The 23409-nt window shown below is 44.9% G+C and carries 19 protein-coding genes and 1 pseudogene; 8 read left to right on the forward strand and 12 right to left on the reverse strand.

Annotated features, from left to right (window positions below; genetic code table 11):
- Positions 1–6 precede the first annotated feature (6 nt).
- On the forward strand, positions 7–1809 hold the full coding sequence (locus tag ACX6CI_RS03685; protein ID WP_458776828.1) for an APC family permease: 1803 nt from the start codon (positions 7–9) through the stop codon (positions 1807–1809).
- Between the two features lie 369 nt (positions 1810–2178).
- Here ACX6CI_RS03685 and ACX6CI_RS03690 read toward each other — a convergent pair whose 3' ends face one another.
- The 7 genes from ACX6CI_RS03690 to ACX6CI_RS03720 form a co-directional block, all read right to left on the reverse strand.
- A complete protein-coding gene (locus ACX6CI_RS03690) occupies positions 2179–3198 on the reverse strand; it encodes a tyrosine-type recombinase/integrase (protein ID WP_458774987.1) in 1020 nt (339 codons plus the stop codon).
- Complete coding sequence (locus tag ACX6CI_RS03695; protein ID WP_458776829.1) at positions 3195–4175, reverse strand: tyrosine-type recombinase/integrase; 981 nt, start codon at positions 4173–4175, stop codon at positions 3195–3197. Before ACX6CI_RS03695 ends, ACX6CI_RS03690 begins: the two co-directional genes overlap by 4 nt.
- Positions 4159–5343 carry a tyrosine-type recombinase/integrase gene (locus ACX6CI_RS03700; RefSeq protein ID WP_458774989.1) on the reverse strand — a complete coding sequence of 395 codons (1185 nt, stop codon included), beginning with the start codon at positions 5341–5343 and terminating at the stop codon, positions 4159–4161. The genes ACX6CI_RS03695 and ACX6CI_RS03700 overlap by 17 nt, the downstream gene beginning before the upstream one ends.
- Positions 5336–5752: a hypothetical protein gene (locus tag ACX6CI_RS03705; protein WP_458776830.1), complete on the reverse strand. Its 417-nt coding sequence runs from the start codon at positions 5750–5752 to the stop codon at positions 5336–5338. The genes ACX6CI_RS03700 and ACX6CI_RS03705 overlap by 8 nt, the downstream gene beginning before the upstream one ends.
- 16 nt (positions 5753–5768) lie before the next feature.
- Complete coding sequence (locus ACX6CI_RS03710; RefSeq protein WP_458774991.1) at positions 5769–6167, reverse strand: hypothetical protein; 399 nt, start codon at positions 6165–6167, stop codon at positions 5769–5771.
- Between the two features lie 474 nt (positions 6168–6641).
- A complete protein-coding gene (locus tag ACX6CI_RS03715) occupies positions 6642–6965 on the reverse strand; it encodes a hypothetical protein (protein WP_458776831.1) in 324 nt (107 codons plus the stop codon).
- Between the two features lie 233 nt (positions 6966–7198).
- Positions 7199–8200, reverse strand: coding sequence for a LacI family DNA-binding transcriptional regulator (locus ACX6CI_RS03720; RefSeq protein ID WP_458776832.1), 1002 nt, complete (start codon positions 8198–8200; stop codon positions 7199–7201).
- 26 nt (positions 8201–8226) lie between these two features.
- Between ACX6CI_RS03720 and ACX6CI_RS03725 the strand changes: the two genes are divergently transcribed.
- From ACX6CI_RS03725 to pfkB, 5 genes and pseudogenes are all read left to right on the forward strand, one after another.
- Positions 8227–8538 carry a hypothetical protein gene (locus tag ACX6CI_RS03725; protein ID WP_458776833.1) on the forward strand — a complete coding sequence of 104 codons (312 nt, stop codon included), beginning with the start codon at positions 8227–8229 and terminating at the stop codon, positions 8536–8538.
- Positions 8539–8931: 393 nt separating this feature from the next.
- Positions 8932–10308, forward strand: a pseudogene (locus tag ACX6CI_RS03730) (PTS mannitol transporter subunit IICB); the annotation flags it as partial.
- Positions 10309–10413: 105 nt separating this feature from the next.
- The gene (ptsP, locus tag ACX6CI_RS03735; RefSeq protein ID WP_458776834.1) at positions 10414–13047 is read left to right on the forward strand and encodes a phosphoenolpyruvate--protein phosphotransferase; all 2634 of its coding nucleotides are present in this window, start codon (positions 10414–10416) and stop codon (positions 13045–13047) included.
- Positions 13048–13164: 117 nt separating this feature from the next.
- A complete protein-coding gene (locus ACX6CI_RS03740) occupies positions 13165–14901 on the forward strand; it encodes an alcohol dehydrogenase catalytic domain-containing protein (RefSeq protein ID WP_458776835.1) in 1737 nt (578 codons plus the stop codon).
- 16 nt (positions 14902–14917) lie between these two features.
- Entirely contained in the window at positions 14918–15835 is a 918-nt protein-coding gene (pfkB, locus tag ACX6CI_RS03745; protein ID WP_458776836.1) for a 1-phosphofructokinase, read from the forward strand.
- 307 nt (positions 15836–16142) lie between these two features.
- Here pfkB and ACX6CI_RS03750 read toward each other — a convergent pair whose 3' ends face one another.
- Complete coding sequence (locus ACX6CI_RS03750) at positions 16143–17558, reverse strand: IS1380 family transposase (protein ID WP_458775562.1); 1416 nt, start codon at positions 17556–17558, stop codon at positions 16143–16145.
- 101 nt (positions 17559–17659) lie between these two features.
- Here ACX6CI_RS03750 and ACX6CI_RS03755 point away from each other — a divergent pair, with 101 nt between their 5' ends.
- Positions 17660–18634: a class II fructose-bisphosphate aldolase gene (locus ACX6CI_RS03755; RefSeq protein ID WP_458776837.1), complete on the forward strand. Its 975-nt coding sequence runs from the start codon at positions 17660–17662 to the stop codon at positions 18632–18634.
- Between the two features lie 66 nt (positions 18635–18700).
- Complete coding sequence (gap, locus tag ACX6CI_RS03760; RefSeq protein WP_458778428.1) at positions 18701–19705, forward strand: type I glyceraldehyde-3-phosphate dehydrogenase; 1005 nt, start codon at positions 18701–18703, stop codon at positions 19703–19705.
- A 169-nt stretch (positions 19706–19874) separates the two neighbouring features.
- On the opposite strand, the gene ACX6CI_RS03765 is transcribed toward gap, so the two are convergent.
- The 4 genes from ACX6CI_RS03765 to ACX6CI_RS03780 all read right to left on the reverse strand — a co-directional run bounded on the left by ACX6CI_RS03765 (position 19875) and on the right by ACX6CI_RS03780 (position 23360).
- Complete coding sequence (locus ACX6CI_RS03765; protein WP_458776838.1) at positions 19875–20315, reverse strand: hypothetical protein; 441 nt, start codon at positions 20313–20315, stop codon at positions 19875–19877.
- 281 nt (positions 20316–20596) lie between these two features.
- Positions 20597–21448, reverse strand: a complete 852-nt coding sequence (locus ACX6CI_RS03770) for an ATP-grasp domain-containing protein (RefSeq protein ID WP_458776839.1) — start codon at positions 21446–21448, stop codon at positions 20597–20599.
- Between the two features lie 301 nt (positions 21449–21749).
- Positions 21750–22586 (reverse strand): cytidylate kinase-like family protein, encoded by an 837-nt coding sequence (locus ACX6CI_RS03775; RefSeq protein ID WP_458776840.1) that lies wholly within the window; start codon positions 22584–22586, stop codon positions 21750–21752.
- Between the two features lie 30 nt (positions 22587–22616).
- Entirely contained in the window at positions 22617–23360 is a 744-nt protein-coding gene (locus tag ACX6CI_RS03780) for an NADH-quinone oxidoreductase subunit B family protein (protein ID WP_458776841.1), read from the reverse strand.
- Positions 23361–23409 lie beyond the last annotated feature (49 nt).

The raw sequence follows: 23409 nt of genomic DNA on the forward strand, positions 1-23409 counted from the left end.
GCGGTCATGGAGTCTGCAAAAGATCTGCCCCCCTCACCCCAGAGGGGAAAGTACGAATTAAAGAACCAGACTGAAAATAAAAAAGGTGGTCTTGGACAAATATCTGCCACTGCCATATGCGGCAACGATATCACCTCATCCTGCCTCTATGTCTCAGCCCTTGCAATTATATATTCTGGAATATGGGCGCCAGTGGTCCTTCTTCTGGTTGGGGCGGTATTGTACCTTTATCGTGGGATCTATGCTGAAGTAGTCAGTGCCCTCCCTCTCAATGGTGGCGCATATAACGCTCTTCTCAACACAACAAGTAAATTCAGAGCATCCATAGCTGCCTGCCTGACTATTCTCTCCTATATGGCAACAGCAGTCATTTCTGCCAGCGAAGCGTGTCACTATGCACACACCTTTTGTCCTCTAATACCAGTTGAAATAAGCACCATCGTACTACTGGCTATTTTTATGATTCTTACGATTATTGGTATTACAGAATCGGCTGTGATTGCGATTGTGATTTTTTTCCTGCACCTTACAACACTTTGTCTTCTGCTTGGAGTTGGTGGATACTACATTACTCAGCACAGTTTGAGTACCCTACAGTTAAATATGAGCACGCCTACCGCAGGCGGACTTGGTATAGCCCTACTTTTCGGTTTTTCTGTATCGCTTCTCGGGATTTCAGGCTTTGAAAGCTCTGCCAATTTTGTTGAGGAGCAGGCTGAAGGGATATTTCCGCTTACGCTGCGCAATATGTGGATTGCGGTGAGTTTTTTTAATCCGGTTATAGCACTCCTTGCTCTGACTCTGGTACCCATTGCGGACGTTGGCGAAAATCAACATGCCCTGCTTACTCACATGGGAAATATGATTGGAGGGGAGTGGCTCGGATATGTTGTTTCAATCGATGCAGCCTTGGTGCTCTCAGGTGCCGTTTTAACAAGTTTTATCGGTGTGAACGGACTTGTTCACCGCATGACTCTTGACAGATGTCTGCCTCAGTTCTTTCTAAAAAAAACAAAAAGGAATACGACATACCGAATCATTATCGCCTTTTTTCTCCTCTGTGTGTCGGTGTTGTTTATAACAAAGGGGGATCTCCCTGCACTTGCTGGAGTCTATACCATTTCTTTTCTTGCAGTGATGGCTCTATTTGGACTTGGCAATCTCTTCCTCAAGACAAAGCGTGCGCGCTTGCCGCGTGAGACCAGTGCACCACTCTTATCTGTAGTCTTAGGTATCGCAGCTGTACTTGTCGGTCTTGTTGGTAATGCAATGATGAATCTGCATTATCTCTTCATCTTTTTAGAGTATTTTATCCCCGCGCTCATGATTGTGACCATCATGCTTGGCAGGATTACAATACTCAAAGCAGTTCTGTTTCTAGTAAGATCAATGCTTATGATCTTTGTGAAACGAATGACCTCAGCCTCCCAAAAAATCAGAGCTCAGATTGATAAAATCAACGATCAGCAGATCGTCTTTTTCACAAGGGGAGATAATCTAAGCAACCTCAACCAGGCGATGATTTATGTGCAGCAGAACGAGGATACAAACAAGATAAAGGTGGTCAATGTTGTCGCCCAAAAAGAAGAGCTACCACCCAATCTGAAAAAGGATCTCGATTTTCTCAACGAGGCATATCCGGATATCGATATTGAATTTGTACCGCTTACAGGTACTTTCAGTCCCAAGCTTATTATGAAGCTTTCCAAGGAGTGGCAGATCCCTCCAAATCTTATGTTCATCGGTTCTCCCGGTGACCATCTCATCTACGGGCTCGCCGATCTTGGAGGAGTGAGACTTATCATCTGATAACAGATTATTGAAATCAAAATTTTTCTTTTAACACTAATTGGCAGAATAGCTTGTATAAGCCATACTTTTTCTGAGACTGCTATCATAGCTCTGGTTCCAAATATATGTGAGAAAAGTCACTGCATGTAAGAACGCAAAACCTAACCCAAAACAAGCAACCTACAATCAGAGCTTGTCCATGTTATGTTGCGAGTCGGCCTATCTGCTCGAAATGATAACATTTTTAACGGAAAAGGCTATTGTCATACTATTCTCTTTTATTTCAAGCAGTTCCTCCAATTTCGAGAACGATTCTCCTTTTTCATGCAACATAATAAGTCGGCCTGTTTTTCACCTGTCCATCAACCTTGCGGAGATCGGAAAGCACTACAGACTATCGAGCCAGTCTAAAATTTCCTCCTTGTTTTCCCAGTCGAGTAGTTCACCGACCTTGTCATCCTGATTGAGCAGCGATTGTGTATGATTGATGAACTTTTTCTGTATTCCTTGCCGTTGACCTAAATCGAGGTGTAGATAGATCATAGTTGATTTAACGCTATCGTGACCGAGACGGTTTTTTATATCAGATATAGGGTGTCCTTCCAGAAGCATATTGACGGCACAGGAGTGTCTGAAGCTATGTGCAGGGTTGAGGTCTTTCAGCCGCTTTTCCGGCAAGGATTTTTCCAGATATTTCCGACACAGTCTATATATTCCGTGCCGAGTAAGTTCTTTTCCACGCTGGTTTAGAAACAGACGATTCCTGTAAAGAATGTGCGGTGTTGTTCGATATCTTTCGACATATCTGGAGAGAAGATCAACAGTTTTGGGCCAGAGTGTTATCATCCTGAAGTGACCACCCTTGCCTTGAATGACCAGCGTTTTCTGCTGTGGATCAAAATAGTCGAGATCGAGTGTAGCCACTTCACTGGCCCTGGCACCGGAATCAAAAAGCAGATTGAGTATGGTATAATCTCTGAAGCCTTGTACCGACTTGAGGTTCACGGACTCAAGAACTGCCAGGATTTCTTCTTGGTTGAGAAAGCCGATGACATTCCTGTGGTAGCGTTTACAGGGAATATTCAGTATTTTCTCTGCAATATCTCTTTTTTCAGGATGCTTATAGAGGATCATTTTAGCCAGAGACTGTATGGCCGCCAATCGGTGATTTCTGGTTCTGGCGCTGTTTCCTCGCTCTTTTTCGAGCCAACCAAGAAAGTCCACAATCAACTCCGGGGTGAGCTGTTCAAGTTCTAAGGAGTTGATAGGCATACCAAATGTATCCCTGGCAAAAGGTAGAAAAAGAGAGAATGCATCACGATAGGACTTAATCGTGTTGAGCCCGTATCCTTTGATCCGTGGCAGATACTGCTCAAAAAATTGATGGACACAGCTGACAAGTTTCATGGGGTTAGTGGGTACTTGATCATGAAATCAATGAGATTCCGGTGTTGGTCCGCATCGATCAGTTTAAGGTAGTAGATTGTGTAGAAGTACATCCTATGCCCCATGTATACAGAAAGAACAGGCAAAGCGTTTTGTGGCGAATCACCTCGTTCTCTTATCCGCCTGAGGGTATTAACTGCAAAGGAATGTCTCAACGAGTGCGGTGTAGGAGCGCTGATGTTGGTATTGCCTATAACCTGCCTGGTTTGTGTGAGCCCGATCTCTTTTCTTGCCCGGTGGAAATAGTTGCGAATACGCTGGGCATATCCTTTGCTGGGATTTTTGGCCAGGAGATACGGGTTTTGATTATTCACCGGCAACAAGGTTTTGCGGAGCTGAAGATAGTCCGACAGATGGTTTGCCACGTCCCTGGGAATGGGGATTAGCCGATCCTTGCTGAACTTTGTTTTTCTTATATAGATTGTTCTCTCATCTAACCTGAAATCACTCACTTTTAATTTCAGGGGTTCAGATATCCGCAAACCGCAGCGGGCCAAAAGCTGCAGAGCCATACAGCAACTCATGTCCCCCAGAAAAAGGTGTTTATGTTCCCTGCGTACCTGCTGCCAGGCAGCTTCAAGTAGCTGCTCAGTCTCCCGTTCAGAGAAAATAAAGGGAATAATGTTGTTTCTTTTGAAACGTGGAACTCCGGTAAGAGGGTTAGTCTGGCAGAATTCGATCCGCACGAGATATTCAAAGAAACCGCCCACCCCATCAATCACCCTGCTTTTTGTATTCTGCTCTATCTCCAGATCTTTCAACATTTTCAGAAAGAACAGAGGTGTTAGGTGCTCGATCGTGGTCACATTTTCCTTTACCAGGTAACGATCAAACAGTTTCAGCCTGTTTACTGCTGCTGTGGAACAACCAAGGTTTTGTCGATATCCACCATATTGTTCCATCTGCAGTGCCAGAAAGCTTTTAAACAAATTCGCCAAGAATAACCCTCCTCATGAGTTTGAGATGAATATGGAGGTACGTGTTGGTCGCTTCAATATCCTCATGACCAAGCATTTCCTTGATCTCAAAGAGCGACGCTCCGGCTTCCAGTAAATGTTGCGCATGGCTATGTCTCAGCCAATAGGCCGTAGCTTCTTTAGGTAAACCGGCTTTTCTCATACAGCTTTTTATTGCCCAACAAACAGTCCATGACTTGGCAGGCCTGAAGGGTCGGTGGCATTGTAGGAAGAGTTCCCGGCAATCGCTTTCCGGGCGACCTCCGACCAGGTAGGCCGCAATGGCTTTCAGCGTTTTCTGCGGAATCGGCATCGTGACCGGTGAACTGGCTTTGCGGTATCGCACACACATTTCGGCTTTGCCGAAAGCAATATCATCTAGAGTTAATCTGCTGATTTCCTGTGGCCTCAACCCCATCGTGTAGGCAATATGGACCATCGCATATGCCCGTAGTCCAGAAGAGGTTGTCTCGGTCATACTTTCAAAGAGTTGTTTGATTTCGCCCGCGCGCAGAAAGCAAGGTGGCTTTGCCTGATGGTACATTCGCGGCACCTTGAGTAATGCTGCAAAATCCCGTTTGATCGCATGACGATCATGGTAGAGGTACCTCAGAAAACCCCTGAAACATTTGCGGTTTAATTTCTGACTTTGCCGGGCATACGGTGCATTATACTCCTGATCAAAGGTGTCTATTTGTTCTATAGTTATTGCTGAAAGTTTGAGATTATTGCGTTTGAGATAGTGGCTGAATGCTTCAAGAATCCGCCGTACATGCTCTACCATTTTTGCGGTATCGTAGCGGGTTGTCGCACAATAATGCAGATAGTGTTCAAATATTTTTGGCAATATTGGTCTTGATTTTCTCGGAATGGGCTGGGGAATAAGTTTTTCCTGGTACAGGAAACTTGCCAATCCCCGGACAGCCCCTTGTCGTCTACTGATGTCATTGCCAGCATGCATAAATTCCCGCAATATCTCAAGGGTGAAAATTGCATTCCATTCCTTTACCCGCTTCTCTACAAATATTTGAAAATCCATCAGTATTTTATACTGGGAGGTAATGTCCGTGTCCCGGTATCCTTGTTCTATCCGTTGCAGGATATATTGCTCAACTGCCAGCGAGAGTCTTTCAGAGTCTTTATCATTCATGATTGCGGTTAAGTTGCTTATTCATGATTTGCACAATCGTGGCCCTGTCAAATGTCTTCATGTCATCCTGGTTTTGAAGCACTTTGGCAGATTGGATTACAGGGCTTCGCGGCAAAGAGAGAACCTGGAAAAAAGTACCGTCAAAGGCGACTAGATCTTTGTCTATCAGCAGGTTGCGGGCAACTATGTAGTCATCTAAAGAAATCCCAAGCAAAGAGCAGATCTTGTCATAATGGTAATAGGAAAGTCCCTGGCGGTCGGCCACAAGGATCAGGAAGAAATACAGGATCAGTTCATGGTGGCCGAGGGTGGTAAAATACCCACCCCGTAGAAAGCGGTGACCGATCCAGGCGAAGCTCCCTTCTATTGTTCTGATGCGATCGCCGACAAGGGGTTTTCTGCTGGTCATATGCTCCTCCGAAAAGTCAGAATGGCTTGAGATTGGCTTCTGTCTTCCGTCTCCCGTATCCCCGGCGGGGGAAATGTTCAACGACAACGCCCTTTCCACCACAAAAATGACAACAGGGGACGATAAACGGGTCATCTTGAGGTAATTTATCATACGTGATTACGACTGTTGAAGATGCATCAGCCACGGTTTTTTCAGAAACCTGCATCCTGCGTCTTCTTTCAGCTTGTCGGTGAGCTTCCCGGCCTTTTTCTGTCTGGCGATATCTTTGCTGGGCTAAGCGGTGAGCTTCTCTCTGGGCATATTGCCGACAAGGATCACTGCAATATGCCTGTCCACGCCAGCAACTCCGGCAAATGTAAAAAATCCTGCCACAGCATCTGCATGACACAGCCTTGAGTAGGATAATCTCCATTCTTCCGTCTTGAACAAAAACGAAAGCCGTGATTAGATGAAAGAGCTTGATGGGCTTCCGTATTTACGGGATGTCTAAAGAAAGGCCCGAAGTTGCAGCTTCGGGCCTTTCGTCCGTTATGAGACTTTCCCGTTATTATCGTCGGAAAAACGGAAGAAAAAAAAGAAAATCCAAAGAAAAAGTAGGAAGAAGAGACAAAAGTTTACAACTTTAAAAAGCGGGAAGAAAAATAGAGAAGAAAACACGCAACATAACGGATCTCGCACCATAATCCATGATAGCCCTATGTTGGAGATGGCTACAATCTTGTAATTTTAACGTTAGGCAAATGGGACTACTATGAGACGTCTGTTCTATTGTGTATTACTCCATCCCTGACATTCTGAATGGTAGAAGAATACTTTGGTGGCATCATACAGATTAAGACAACTTTAGTGGGGATTTCTACAAAAAAATGATTTTATTGATAGAGTTTTAACATTGGATAGAATTGGTGTTACGAAGGTCTTCAAAATACTGGTCTCTTATCGTTGGATCATCAAGGCAGATGGTGCAGGTATAATTCCAACATTTTTCTAATAAATCGTCATCCTGTCTAAGGTCAGCTACTGCTGAATTCAGATTACTTGTTGTTCCTGTGCGAAGAACGTTAACCTGAAACCCTGCTAGATGGCCACGGGGATGGGAATAGGTCAAGATGAAAACGCCACCTGCTGTAGGAAGTTGAGCACTCTTGGAGTAGACATCAAACGTATAGACTGTTCCCGACAATCCTATGAATTCCAATCTTTTCTGCATTGCTCTTCTTGTATCCTTTAATAATCAGTTTTCATCTCAAACCGATCGGATGGTTTTGGCCAGGGAAAACGCTTCAAAAGGTTTATCGAGAAGTACTCTAAATCCTATTCTTTTCACCTATGCTTTCCTCCTGTAATTTCTCTTAACAGTCGCCTGACCGAGTGTCTACGATTTTAGGGGAACTAAGGTCGTTAAGTAGTGCTTATTGTAAAAATATATTCGATGAATGCGATTTAGTCGTTTTTACAGCCACAGGATTCACGAATAATGAGTTTTGTTTGCAGAACAACTTCACGGTGAGATCTGTTCGGGTCATCAATTCTTTTAATAAGCATTTCCGTCGCAGTTCGACCAATTTCATAGGTCGGCTGCTCAATCACCGTGAGGGCGGGTTCAATTAACCGGGCCCAGCTGGTGTCATCAAAACTGGCAAAGGCTATATCTCCGGGAATAGAGAGTTTACAATTTCTAATGGCAGAGAGTATACCTGATGCCAGGAGGCTGTTACTGGTGAAAATCGCATCGGGTCTATCTGTTCTTTTCAGCAGTTTTAGCGCTATATTATAGCCGTCGTCTTCCCTTGGAGAACTGTATTTAATGAGGTCTTGTACAGGTTTGATACTATTGTCTTTCAAGGCTTTTATAAAACCTTCGCGGCGTTCCTGGCCTGTGGTACTGCCTGCTCCGAAAATACCTGCAATTCGTTTGTAACCGTGGCTGACCAGGTGGCTAACGATGGTATGGGCTGATGCGATATTGTCGATGAGAACGTTGTCGACACTGAAATTATGTACGTGGCGATCGATCATTACCATTGGGATGTCAAGAGAGTAGGTCTCTGTGAAGTTTTCAACGCCCTTCCTGGTGGGCGAGAGGATAATACCTGCAACATTTTCCAACCGTAGCATATCAAGGCATCGCTTCTCTTTTACAGGATCTTCATCCGTATTACAGAGCATGACGTTATAGCCCATTTCCTGGGCAACATCGTCCACAGCTCGACTCACTCTTTGAAAAAATGGATTTTCTATATCTGCAACAATGAGCGCAATGATACGGGAGGTATTTGAACGGAGGTTTTGGGCAACCCTGTTGGGTTGGTAGTTTAACTCTTTTACCACAGTCATAACCCGTTCTTTCACTTCGGCTCTCACGTGGGGCTTGTTTGCAAGAACTCTGGATACCGTTGCTGTAGAAACACCGGCAGCATCTGCCACATCTTTGATTTTAACCATTAGAACCTCTGTCTTCGTAGGTAGAATTGAACCTTGAAACTTCGGTTAATTGTAAACGGTTACAGGTGGTAAGTCAATTTTTTTACAAAGAAAAATGTGAAACAACTACTTTATCCTTAGAGGTGCACTCGTTGTTAGTTATCGAAAGATTGATTCGTGAATTAATGTTTAATATTATATATTTGCAGGAATTTTATTCTGGAGGTCGCTTGTTGTTACCTGTCCGAACTAGTGTTCATGAACTGTTTTGTGGCGATTATGGAGGTAGGTCTGTGGGGGGAGCTGCTGTGAAAAAATATGGTATGTTCACAGTTACAGGATTGATTGTTGCGGTGTGATGGCTTTGTGCTGTTAGGATCTTTCGAGGTGTGGTGTTGTTAAGTGTATAATAATGTGTCGTTATTGTGGTTGTAGGGGGTCTGCTGTGTTCAAATGTATCAATCCAAAAAAAACCTATTGACAAGGAATCCTGTAATCGATTACAGTTTTTTGTAATGGTATTGATTGTCATTAGTTTTACTGAAGAGGCCAATGTGAGTTACCCCGTTAGGTTGTAAAACGTTTGGCCGACTTGTGAAAACCTATGAGAAAGAGAGTCATTGATCGCTTGATGCAAGTGAGCGAATTTGTGTCTTTCCCGGAGGGATGAATTCCCCCTGTACCATCGGTGAATGTATCACCAGGGTTTGATTATGGAGAATTTAACAACCATGTAACAAGGAGGTCTGTTTATGTCCGGTAATGCTTTGAAGGTAGGTGCCCAGTCATTGGGACGGTTTTTAAGTGGTATGGTGATGCCCAATATTGGGGCGTTCCTCGCTTGGGGTTTGATTACGGCGCTGTTTATTCCAACAGGTTGGTTACCTAATGAAAAATTAGCGGAACTAGTAGGCCCAATGATCACATACTTGCTGCCGCTATTGATTGGGTATACAGGTGGTAAGATGGTCGCTGGTGAGCGTGGTGCAGTAGCAGGCGCAATAACTACAATGGGTGTCATTGTTGGTGCAGACATACCAATGTTCTTGGGGGCTATGATTGTTGGTCCTGTAGGCGGACTGGCAATAAAGAAATTTGACGAAAAGGTTGAGGGTAAAATCAAACCGGGTTTTGAGATGCTGGTCAACAACTTCTCTCTCGGCATTATAGCTATGCTTATCACTTTAGTAGCCTTTTTGGTGATTGGCCCTGTGGTTGCTGCAGTGTCCAAGGCATTGGGTGCTGGTGTAGGTTGGATTGTAGAAATGTCTCTCTTGCCTCTGGTCTCTATTATTGTTGAACCTGCAAAAATTCTCTTTTTAAATAATGCTATAAACCATGGTGTTTTTACTCCGTTGGGAGCCGAGCAGGCTAAGGAGTTCGGTGCTTCAATCTATTTTCTAATCGAAACCAATCCGGGACCTGGTCTGGGTATCCTGCTTGCCTATATGGTGATGGGGAAAGGTATGGCACAGAAATCATCGTATGGTGCTGCTATTATTCACTTTTTTGGTGGTATTCACGAAATATACTTTCCGTATGTTATGATGAAGCCAAAATTGATCATTGCCGTAATTGCTGGTGGTATGGCTGGTGTCGGTTTTAATATGGTTACTGGTAATGCTCTGGTTGGTCCCCCTTCTCCAGGTTCTGTTTTTGCTTTGGTTCTTATGTCTACAAAAGGAATGGGTATTGTACTCACCTTATGTTCCATCACTGTTTCCGCTGTCACTTCGTTCATTGTTGGTGCAGTAATAATTCGTATGGACGCCTCTGAAACTGATGATCTTGATGCTGCTACAGCAGCTGTTGCAGCAAGAAAGTCAGAGTCTAAAGGTCAGAGCGCACCAGTTGCTGCTGGTACTATTCGCTCTATTGTTGTGGCCTGTGATGCAGGTATGGGATCATCAGCCATGGGAGCCACGGTATTACGAGGTAAAGTTAAAGATGCTGGTTTAAATATTGAGGTTACTAATGCAGCTATTAATGATCTGAAGGATGCGGATATCGTTATAACCCAAAGTGAATTAACTGATCGTGCCAAGGCTCAATTGCCAGGTGCACAGCATATGAGCATCGGTAATTTTATGGATGCAGGCTTCTACGATGACTTGGTAGCAAAGCTGGTGTAATGACTCTGTTAGGACTGACCGCGGCATCACAGCTGCGGTTTTGTGTTTGCCGCAGGCGTAGGATTTGTTTGAAGTTCGATACAATTTTTTAAGGAGATCAGCATGTCTTTTTTTAAAAAGTTACTCGGTGGTCAAAGTAAACCAGAAGTCACCGAGAAGCCAGAAGTAGCCGAAAAAATTATCCAGGAACCTGCAGCTGAGGTTAGTGTACGTGCAGCCGAGGACGATACACTGAAGGTCAGTCCACAACAGTTACTATTAAACGCAGAAGTAACAACTAAAACAGAAGTTCTTGAACTGATTGCAAAGAACTTGTCCGCTCTAGGGCTTGTCAACGGAGACTATCTTGAGGCCCTTCTTGGCCGTGAAGAAAAAGTAAGCACCTACCTTATTAATGGTGTGGCTATTCCACACGGTGTAAATGAAGCCAAGGATCAGGTTGTAAAGACAGGGGTATTTATTGTTCAGGTTCCCCAGGGTGTTGTCTGGAATGATAAGGGGGATGTAGCCAGACTCATTGTAGGTATTGCAGCAAAGGGTAAAGACCATTTGGATCTGCTTGCCCGTTTGACAGGTGTAGTTATGGATGAGTCCTTAGCCGATACCCTTGCAACAACCACCAATAAAATTGATATTCTCAATGCATTAAATGTTGAACAGCAGGCTGTACCTGAGCAGTTTGATGATTTCGCAGTGACTGCGACAGCAACAGTGGTCGATGAACAAGGAATGCATGCCCGCCCGGCAAGCCTGATATCAGAGGCTGCCACAAAATTCTCAGGAACAGATATCCGTATTAGAAACGATAAGAAGACGGCAAATCCTAAATCCATGGCGACCTTACTAACCATGGGGGCAAGTTGTGGGGATGTTCTAACAATTTCTGCTGACGGCCCTGATGCTGAAAAAGCCACTCAGGTTCTTGCTGAAATGATTAACCAGGGGCTCGATAATGATGAGGAAGAAGTAAATGCCTCGTATAATCCACTCACAGTTCTCACAGCCCTTCCGGATGTTCAGTGTCGTGCCACCATAATCGGTTCTGCAGCCTCTCCTGGTATAACCATGGCACCTGCCTTTCGCCTGCAGGCAGGCAAGATGAAGTACGAGGAGAACGCCGAGGATCCAAAAGCTGAGGCCAAACTTTTCAGTTCAGCTCTTGTCAAAGCTGCCCAGCAGCTCGATGAACTGAAAGCCACCATGCAAAATACAGCTCCTAACGAGGCGGCGATTCTACACGCCCAAAAACAGCTGTTGCAGGATGAACTGGTCTTAACGGACAGCGAAAAACATATAGTAAACGGAAAGACGGCCGCCTGGGCATTTCATCAGGCTATTGAAAAGCAGGTGGAGTCTTTACGAACAGTTGAAAATGAACGATTAAGAGAGCGGATAGCCGATCTCATTGACGTTCGTGACCGAGTTCTTGCTCTGATGGTACCCGCAGTATCAGCAGTTGAATACCCCGAGACAGAGTTTATTTTGATGGCCAAGGATCTCACACCGTCACAGACTGCAGGGCTGCATGGGCTTAAGGTTCGCGGCATATGTACAGAGCTTGGTGGTCCTAACAGTCATATGGCAATTCTTGCGCGTGCCTTTGGTATTCCTGCAGTGGTTGGGCTTGGCGATGGTAGCCTTACAGATATTAAAAATGGTGAGCTCATTGTTGTCGATCCCCAGGCATCATCGGTCTATGTCGAGCCAGACGCGGTAACCAAGGAAAATGGCTTGAAATGGATTGCCCAATGGGAACAGATCCGCACCGCAGAAGATGCACAAAAGCACAAGGTCGCAGAAACCCAGGATGGGACACATATTGACGTTGTATGTAATATTGCAAAACCTGAAGATGCTCAACTTGTTTTGGAGCATGGTGGTGAAGGTGTTGGCTTATTGCGAACAGAGTTTCTCTTTGAGTCTTCTACGGCTGAGCCAAGTGTTGAAGAGCAGTTCGAAAGTTTAAAGTCTATTGCCAAGGAACTTGGAACCCGCCAGTTGATTGTTCGAACCGCCGATATCGGTGGAGACAAGCCCGTATCCTGGATGCATATACCCCATGAGGAAAACCCCTTTCTTGGTATGCGCGGAATACGTCTGTCGTTTAAGCACGAAGGTATGTTCAGGCGGCAATTAGAAGCAATATACAAAACTGCAATCTGGCAGAAAGAGACAGATGGATCGACCGGCTTACATATCATGTTTCCCATGATCGGTAGAATGTCTGAGTGGCAAAAGGCGCGGAATATCGCAGAGGCTGTTCGATCTGGGTTAAACGCCCCGAAGTTGCCCCTTGGAATCATGATTGAAGTCCCATCTGCTGTTATGATTGCAGAACACTTAGCCAAAGAAGTGGATTTCTTTTCCATCGGCTCGAACGATTTAACCCAGTACACCCTGGCAATAGATCGTGGTCATCCCGATCTCTGCTGTGAGGCGGACAGCTATCATCCAGCGCTTGTACGAATGATAGAAATGACAGCAAAAGCTGCCAAGGCCCACGGAAAATGGGTTGGGGTATGTGGTAATGCGGCCGCAAGCCCAAATCTTGCAACCCTTCTGGTGGGGCTTGGTGTCACGGAACTCTCAGTAAGCCCAACTAATGTAGCAGCGGTGAAAAATATTATCCGCGCAGTGAACTATAAAAAATTACAGGAAAAAGCGAGTAAGGCCTTAGCGCTTGAAAGCTCTGAAGCTATTATGGAGTTGTATAAAATTAACGACGATCTGTTGTAGTAAATATCTTTAAAATCTTAAGTAAGACCGTGATACGGAGCTTATGAAACTCTGTCACACACGATATGAGAGTACTTTCTGAGTTCCTTGAGTTCACACTCCCCAGGAGACATAAAAATGACATCACAATATAGCAAATATGGGTCGAGTGACCCAGTAATACCAGAACAGACTCTGGTCTGGAACATGTACGGTGCAGGTGAGGAAAACATAGGAAAAGACGGCAAACCAGAAGAGTTTCCCGTCCCGGAGCCAGGCCCAAACCAGATGCTGGTTCGGGTGGATAGTGTTGGTCTCTGTTTTTCTGATGTTAAACTCATCAACATGGGTAGAAAACACCCTAAATTGTACAACCGCGATTTGACCCAGGAGCCAACGAGGCTTGGTCATGAAGCAAGTCTCACCGTAATCTCAGTAGGGGAAGAGCTGAAAGATAAATATAGTCCAGGTCAACGACTTGCAGTTCAGCCCGATATCTACCAAAACGGCAAGAGCACAGCCTATGGTTATACCATCCCAGGCGGGCTCATCCAATATCACCTGATTGGCCCGGAGATGCTTGAGACCGATGAAGGTGCCTGTCTCTTGCCCATTGGCGACAGCATGGGATATGCCGAAGCCTCTCTTCTTGAGCCCTGGGGCTGTGTGTTGGCTTCCTATACTCAAAGACGACGTCTGGACCCAAAACAGGGCGGCGTTATGTGGATTATCGGCCGAGATGGTGATGAGCGTGACTACACCTTTTCAAAAGGTCTTGATGCTCCAAGAACAATCATTTTAACCGATGTCCCAAGCTCTGTTGCGGCTCTTGCAGGGAAGACTTCAGCCACTGTAGTTGTCCGCGATAAGGTGTCCTCTGATCAGTATCAGGCACTTTCTGATGAGTTTACTGAAGGTGCAGGCTTTGACGATATCGTTATGCTCGATCCACGGTCTGCTGCGACTGTCAGTGATGTGGCTAAATATATCATGCGAAGGGGAACCCTCAATATGGTCGGGAAGGCTCCTCTAGATGGCCTCGTGAGCGCAGATGTGGGGCGTCTTCACTATGACTATATTGCCTTTATAGGCTGCCAGGGTCCAGATATTAGTGCATCTTATGGAGAAGAGAGAAACCGCTGCGAACTGAAAAAGGGTGGAACCACAGTATTTGTTGGTGCCGGTGGCCCCATGGGACAGATGCATGTCCAGCGCGCCATTGAACTCCCCGATGGACCCAGCAAGGTTATTGCCACCGAGGTGAGCGATATGCGCCTTGAGGCTATTGTTGAGCGTTTTGGTCCTCTGGCGAAAAGTAACAACTGTGAACTCTTCACCTACAATCCCCAAACCAGTGATAAATCAATCCATGAGTTTGTCATGGAGGTGACCGACGGTAAGGGAGCAGATGATGTTGTGGTCAGTGTGCCTATAGCAGCCGTTATGGCCGAAGCGGACACCCTGATGAACAAAGATGGAATGCTTGTTTTTTTTGCAGGAGTACCCAATGGAACAATGGCTGATCTGAATCTCAGTACGGTCTATATGTCCAATGCTCAATATACTGGAACCTCCGGGTTAAGCCTTGATGACCAGTTCCAGGTACTTGATCAGGCCTCTAAGGGGGCTTTATCTCCTGGCCGCAGTGTCGGTGCCATTGGTGGTATGCAGGTCGCTAAAGAAGGTATTCAGGCAGTAATTGAGGGCCGTTTTGCTGGAAAGATCATCATCTTTCCTCAGTTTAATGATCTGCCTTTAATCGGCCTTGATGACCTGCACAAAACCGAGCCCGAGATTGCAGCTAAACTTGAGCCAGGCAATATGTGGACAGCAGAAGCTGAAGAAGCGCTGTTTGAAAAATATTACAAGGGCTAACACAATGATATGTACTGTGACACTAAACCCCGCAGTTGACAGGGAGTTAACAGTTGACAATATCGTTTTTGATACTGTTTTAAGAGCTTCTGAATGGCGGGTTGACTGTGGAGGAAAAGGTTTTAATGTTGCCAGGATGCTGAAATCAGTTGGAGTTTCAAGTGTTGCCCTGGGTTTTGCAGCAGGAAAAACCGGAGAGCTGTTAAGCGACAAGCTTCTAGATCTTGGGATTGAAACGGATTTTGTCTGGGTAACGGGGGATACCCGTACCAACGTCTCAATTGTGAGTGAGGGGAGTAGTCGGTACGTGAAGGTTAATGAGCCGGGACCGACCATTTCAAAGGCGGATTTGGTTTTGCTGGAGGAGAAGGTTCGGGGCCGCGTGCAGCCTGGTGACTGGTGGGTTTTGGCTGGTAGCCTGCCCCCGGGTGTACCTGATACCTTTTACAGTGAGCTGATTGAGATCATTCAGAGCGCCGGGGCCCATGTGTTTCTTGATACCAGTGGTGGTGCGTTACAAAAGAGCTGTAAGGCTTCCCCCGTATTGGTTAAGCCTAACGACGAAGAGGCCCATGAGTTGACTGGACTGCCCGTTGGTGATATCAATGAAATTGTAGAAGCTGCCCGGGCTGTTCGGTTGCTCGGGCCTGCTAATGTAGTTGTCTCTCTTGGTAAAGAAGGTGCCCTTCTGGTGAATGACAAGGGAGCCTGGAAGGCGAAGAGCCCTGCAATTACCGAAAAAAATCCCATTGGCGCTGGAGATTCAATGGTTGCTGGAATCGTTTGGGGGCTCAGTGAAGGTTCTGAACTATCCGAAGCACTTGCAAGGGGTATTGCCTGCGGTGCTGCCACGGCCAGCCAAAGTGGTACAACTGTCGGCAAACTATCTCAGGTGAATGAACTGCTTCAAAGAGTTGAACTTGAGAAGCTGTAGTTGAGGGGCATGTACGTTCCCATAGATGTAGTCAAGCTGCCCGGTTATGGGGATTGTATGCTGAAGGAAATTTGACCCTACTAATATGTTGAAGGACTAACCCGGATTTCTCATAAGGTGTAAAATTTCGCGGAGGCGGTGGCTCATTTACTATAAAAAGATGAATTAGTGCGACCTTTCAAATCTCAGCACTAGCAATCAACCAACGCCGGTTATTTTGAGGCCATTTCTAGCGAAAATCCTTGAGTTATTTTCTCCAGAGAACGCACCTCAACTGTCGATTGCACTGCTCATTCAGAATTCACAGTTAATGCCTGATGGGTATTCTGCCGATATTTTTCAAAACCTGATCGAAGATCTCCTTATAGGGATATCCTTCGGCAAATGCTATCCAAACCTTTCTTACTGTCAGTCTCACCCTTGCTCCAATTTTGAATAATCTAATTCTTATGGTGTCACATTGAGCTTTTGCCATCACAGTACCTTCAAGGCCAAGACGACGCAGGGCTTGAGTAAGAACGTAGGCCAGAGAGGAGAAATAGAGTCGAACTTGATTACTGTGCATTTTCTTGGTACTGGTTCTTGCTGCAAAGAGCATCAGCTGCTGCTCCTTTATGCGATTCTCCATATCACCCCGGGCACAATACATCATTTCATACAAATCACGAGCACCATAGAGTTCAGCTGGTAACGAGGTAACGACAAATCGTGGATTTGATCCTTTGGCCAAATGTTCAGCCTTTCCTACAACTCGACGATGCCATCGCCAAGTTTTTAAAGTTTTGTAACAAAAATCCTTAAACACGCGTGACGCTTTTCCACTGCATTGATACAACGCTTTGGCTAGCGCCAGTTCTTCTGCAATTTCCTCAGCAAGGCGGTTGTTTTTAGCAACTCCAACAAGAAAGTGAACATCATGATCTTCGCACCAGACCATGATCTCTTCACGACAAAAACCACTGTCACCACGAATAATTATTCGAGTGTCCGGCCAAGATAAGCGAATACGCGCGATTATGCGATCCACCTCCTCAACTGTACCAGCTGCGCCATCATTATTGGCAGTCCGGAGCCGTGCACACAACAGATGTTCTCCACAGAAAATGTACAACGGTAAGTAACAATACGCTTTATAGTAACCGTGGAAAAATTTACCTTCCTGATTGCCATGTAAGGGATTATCAGTAGCATCAACATCAAGGATTATTTCTTCAGGGATTTTTGTTTGTGATTCGAGAAAGATATCAACTAGAAGATTGTCTACAGATTCTGGTTGCAGGACAATTTTTTTGTAGGCACTCTTCGAATCTGCATCGGTTGCTGTCAATTCCAACCTGTTCAAGGTACTTTTTCCTGCCAGGGGCTTGCCCTTGTCTTTTATGGATTTACGGTCCAGGCCTTGGGGATCTTTTTTACCTACTGCTACAGCAAGCATTTTATCACTGGCCAGACGGTCATGGTCATTAAGATCCTCATATCCCAAAGCCATGCCAATAACCCGCTGGGAAACCAGAGATAGTACGCTATGTTCAATACGTTTGGAATCTCGATAGTCCGTAAAACATTCTGAAAAACGTTGGAGAATTGCTGTTCGTTGCTCAACTTCTCGAAGTAACAGCGCCCCTCCATCGGAAGTTATGGTTCCACCACTGAAATCAGCAACAATCCTTCTTTTTCCCAGGACTTGAAATGAACGGTAACTTTTTGTACACTCTGTTTCCATAAGGCCACCTTTGTTGGATTATCTAACGTCTTGAGATAACGTTAAATATACCACTTTTGTGGCCTTTTTTGTTCTAATTAATGAGAAATTCGGGCTAAACAATGACTATACGATACGAAGACCTTGGGCTGGTTAACACCAAGGATATGTTTGCCAAAGCAATGCAGGGGAAATATGCTATACCTGCGTATAATTTTAATAATATGGAGCAACTGCAGGCCATTATCAGAGGCTGTGTTGAGTCCGATTCTCCTGTCATTCTTCAGGTTTCCGGTAGTGCCCGAGACTATGCTGATCCTGTATTTTTACCCCACATGGTAAAAGGCGCTGTATCAATGGCAAGAGAAGCAGGAAGCACTATACCAATTGCACTGCATCTCGATCATGGTGGCACCTTTGATCTCACTGTGAGTTGTATTGACAGTGGATTTTCTTCTGTGATGATTGATGCTTCCCATCACTCCTTTGAGGAAAACATCAAGTTGACCAGTGAGGTCGTGAAGTATGCCCACGGAAAAAATGTCACAGTAGAAGCGGAACTTGGGGTACTTGCAGGAGTAGAAGATGAGGTCTCTTCTGAGGTGTCCCACTACACACGACCTGAAGAAGTAGAAGAGTTTGTTGAAAAAACAGGTGTGGACAGTCTTGCCATCTCCATAGGAACCTCCCATGGTGCCCATAAGTTTAAGCTGGCTCCTGGCGAGGCACCTCCAACACTGCGTTTTGACATACTAGAAGATATTGAAAAGCGTCTTCCCGGCTTTCCCATTGTGTTGCACGGAGCATCATCTGTCACCCCTAAACATGTTGATATGATCAACCAATATGGCGGATCACTTGAGAGTGCTGTGGGTATCCCGGTAGAGCAACTGAGAAGAGCGGCGGGTTCAGCTGTGTGTAAAATCAATATAGATAGTGATGGCCGTCTTGCTATGACAGCGGTCATCAGGAAAATATTCAGTGAAAAGCCTTCTGAATTTGACCCACGAAAATATCTTGGGCCTGCAAGGGTTGAGCTTATTGAGCTTATCAAAGAGAAAAACAGCAAGGTACTTGGAAGTGCCGGACAGGCATAAGGGGTATTTCAATACATTTTTTGCACAATTAATCCCATTAACATGGGAATTATAATAGGAAGAATGATGAGTATAAAAATCGGAATTAACGGATTTGGAAGAATTGGAAGAAATATCTTTCGGGCTGCAGTTACAGACCCGGAATTTTCAGACATTGAAATTGTTGCAATCAATGATTTAACTGATACCAAGACTCTGGCACACCTGCTTGAGTATGATTCAGTTATGGGACGTCTTAAGGCCGATGTACAAGTTTCTGATGGAGGTATTTCTGTTAATGGAAAAGAGATTACTGTCAGCAGTCACCGTAACCCTGCGGATATTCCCTGGGGAGATATGGGGGTAAAATATGTTGCCGAATGTACCGGACTTTTCTGTGATGATACTTCAGCCCAACCCCATATAGATGGTGGTGCGGAAAAGGTTGTTATTTCAGCTCCAGCCAAAGGTAATGTCAAAACCTTTGTTATGGGCGTAAACGAAGACGACTACGACCCTCAGGCGCACCATGTTGTCTCAAATGCCTCATGTACCACAAACTGCCTGGCTCCTTTTGCCAAGGTTATCCTTGATAACTTTGGAATCAAGAGAGGTCTCATGACCACAGTTCACGCTTACACCGGCGACCAGCGTCTGCTCGACTTTCCCCATTCAGACCTTCGAAGAGCAAGGGCAGCAGCACTTTCAATGATCCCCACCAAGACCGGTGCAGCTGCCGCTGTTTCTCTTGTAATTCCTGAGCTCAAAGGCAAATTCGACGGTCTGGCTGTTCGTGTTCCAACTCCAACTGTCTCCCTTGTGGACGCAGTAATGGAAGTTGAAAAAGAAACTACAGTTGAAGAGGTAAATAACGCCCTTAAAGCTGCTGAGAGTCGTTACCTCGGTTACACTGAGCTTCCTCTTGTTTCCATTGACTTTCAGGGTGATGGGAGGTCTTCAATTGTTGACGCTCAGTCTACTAAGGTCATTGGATCTACTGTGAAGGTTATGAGCTGGTATGATAACGAGTGGGGCTATTCTAACAGAATGCTTGACCTGATTCTTCATATGAGTAAAAAAGCAGTACTGTAATGGAACAGGGGACTGAAGTCCCCTTGGTGTCACCAGCATACAATCACCTGGCCTATGTATATATGTCGGGTGATTCGAAGAGATATTCATAGGAGTGACTCTGCAAATAGTTCTCTGTAACTGCCATTTCCCGGCAACTTATTTTTTATGTAGAAAGCTGTATAGCAGATTAATTACTCAGTTGTTTTTCTAGATCAGCAATAATCTGTTCTTTTTCTTTTATTGTGGCATGGGCTGCAGCTGCCGCTTCGTAATTACCGTCGGCAGCCTGGACAGCATCTTCTTTGGCCTGCTCTGCATGGGCTATTTTCTGGATTGAGGATTGGACAACATCATCCATTTTACTTTCGAAATCGTTTTCTAAGGCCTCTAATGCCGATACGTTTTTATCGCGGTCTTGTTGTGCGGCTTTGAGCGCCTGTTCTTTTCCTACAAGAGAATCTTTTGTTTCACTTAACTCTTGTTCAAGCATCGAAATTTTTTCACTCAGTTCTTCAATCTGTTCAACATCCTGACTGTGACCGCCGCCTTTTTTTTGTAACAGCAGAGCAGCAACAGCGGCTACGATAACAGCAATCCCATACCCACCCCACATAATCAGTGTATTCATCTATCACTCCTGTACTAAAAAGTTAGTCATATATTAGTCTATGCCAGTGACAGCGCATATTTCATAATAAATTCTATCTCTTTACAATCATAATCACAATGTTTTCAAAAATTATGAAGATTTCCTCAACCATTGTGTCGGCGTAAGTATATGTTACTCCTTGTGAAATGGCTACAATCAGATTTGTCTATATGCTATAGACATCACCATTATCAAGGGTACAATTTCAAGTCTTGACAAGGGGTTCGGTACTATTATTTCCATTTCGACCAGCAAAAACCTTATGTTGCTTGGATTCTGCCAAGAAGCTGTTGCTGGCGAACAGCTATCTTGTCTTTGTATTCATCTGGACTGATCTGGGCTCCCAGGAGCCCGCCTCTGAGGTTGATCTCTGTGAGGTATAGCTTTTTATCTGGCGTCTCCATGATGTCCATGTGGGCGTAGGGAAATTCACTTCTATCCATTATTTTCCTGCAAAATGACAGCAGCTTGTCATCCATGGTGATAGGGCAGGATTGACCTCCGCAATGGAGATTGTGTCTAAAGTTCCATGGGTTAATACGCTGGTAGGCTTCAGCATAGTCCCCAATGATGATGACCCTGATATCCGTGAAGTCTGCAACATATGGTTGAAGGACAAAGGGGAAGCAAAGGTTACCGAAAGCTGCATGGTTGTATACATCTTCGACACTTTGGAAAAGGTGGATGCCCATACCTCCGTTTTTCCTGTTTTGCTTGACCACAACCTTTTTGATATCTTTTTGCTGATAACTGGTCGTGGCCTTGAGTAAATTATTGGTATCGTAGATCACCCGGGTATGGGGAATCATGAACGGGGCAAAAATCCTGGTTTGATGTGCCTTGGAACGGCTAGCCAGTTGTGCGGTGGCAGATGGAATGAGTCGAACGTTCCTTTCCAGTAAATCCACCAGAATGTGTTCTTCACCTGCATAGAGCTTGAGTCGACAACAGACGATACTGGTCTGGTCAAGAAGATGAAAGACCTTTCTAAACTGATCGTTACTTGTGACGGTGATCCTTGGTGTGTCAGTCATTATAGAACCAGTAGTGAGAGGTGATAAAGAAATAAGTTGTACAGCCCAGGATAAAAACAAGGGGCGCGTGCGTTCCATCTTCCTCTCTATATAGACTATCCCATCAGCTACCTATCTTCAAATTATTATTTATCGGTCGCTTTTAGAGGAATTTTGGGAAATTGAAATATTTGCAAAGGTGCTAGATGGTGCTAGATGCTGATAGGCGAGGTGATTGAGCAACACTCTAACGTTAGTGGGGAATTAAAATAACGGCAGAGCACTCTTGATGCTCTGCCGTCACTTTACTTTTTGGACCTGTATGAAACTCATTCTTTGCGCTACTACCTGCTGTGTTGAGTATTGCAAAGTATGAGATAGTTACCCAAAAAAAGTTCTTTTAATCGAGATTGTAAAATGGATTAATGTGGTCTGTTTTGGCCTTTACCCGTTTTGCAAAAACAATATCTTTAATATCAAAACGATCAATTAATCTTTCTTTAGTTTTTTGCCGGAAATCTGAGTCATGTTTTAAGGCTCCATCAAGGTTGCTGAGGGTGACGATTCCATCCTTAATATTCACTCTGGCGCGGGGAGCTACACTCACAATATTAGCGTGGATGTTCGCAAGGAGAGCTTGTTTTTTTATAGTTGCTGTGGATTCAGGGGTTGCATCAAATCGTCCATCTTTGGTGATTTTCTCAAGAATCCCTACGACATCGTCAATAGTCATGGTGTCGATACGAAGCACAAGGTCGTACAGATTAGAGTTCGCTGTGTCCATACCGTAGAGGCTAAGCGCCCATTTACGCCTCTCATCATCATCTTTTTTAAGAAGATATCTGGCTTCTTCAGCGGAGGAGTTCTCACGCTTCATCTCTTCTTTGATTCGATCTTCCATTTTGCCAAGGATTCTTACTTTTACAGCATGACCAATACCTTGAAGAAAGAAGTGACCGGAAAGGCCATGATAGACGATGTTATCTTTAATCATATGGTTGAGAAAGGCTGCTTGGAAATAGCTTATGTATCGCTCTCTTCCGTTATTGAAACGATCAAGAACTGATGGAGCATCGTGTAGGGCCTTGATTAAACGAATTTCAGGGATGGCGAATTCTTCACAGGTTTCCAGTAAAATATCTCTGGAAACACACTCATAACCAAGTCTATCGGCTAGTGCTTCTGCCACTTCCTTGCCACGGCTGTACGACCCTCTTGAAATTGATATGATTGCCATAATGTCTTCCTTTGCAGATTGATTAAGTGTTTATTTGAAAAAGTTTAACAGTGCGTGGAGTGTAGTTAGCGGATGCGGAGGGCATCCGGGAATATATAAGTCCACAGGGATTAAACTATTTAAGTCTCCGACTATTTCTTTGCTGCCGTAGAAAGGACCACCTGAAATAGAGCAGCAGCCACTGGCAATGACTACCTTGGGTGATGGCACAGCATCGAAGGTGTCCAGTAGTGCCTGTTTCATGTTATTGGAAATTGGTCCGGTTACATGTATGCCGTCTGCATGACGGGGTGAGGCGACAAAGTCAATTCCAAAGCGTGACAGGTCAAAGAATGGGGTGTTTAAAACGTTGGTATCAGCCTCGCAGGAGTTGCATCCACCAGCGGAAACCTGACGAAGCTGTAGTGAACGACCAAAGAGTTTTTTGAAGTGTTGCTTGGAGTGCTCGGCAAGGGCTGGCAAACTCCCGTCAGTTATAAGATCACTCCTGTTTGCAGTACCGAGATCGAAGTTCTCGCTAAAGTGGACAAAGGCCCCATCTGCAACTGTTTCACACTGGCCGCAAAAGCTGCAGCGGCCAAGATCAATTGTTTTATTCTCTATATCTATAGCGTCCTGGGGACAGATATCGACACACTGTTGAACAATTTCGGCGCTGCAATCTTTGTTAATTTCTGGTAGCCCCCTGAACCGGTGATAGAGATGGATTGGTTCTTTGGGGTAGCTCGAGGTTTTACACCCTTGTTCTATTCTATTTTTAATTACTTTTAGCATAGTAGTACCTTATATGTTTACTGCTATTGCATGCATTGCAGCAATAGCA

The organism is Desulforhopalus glucosivorans (genome assembly GCF_054397165.1).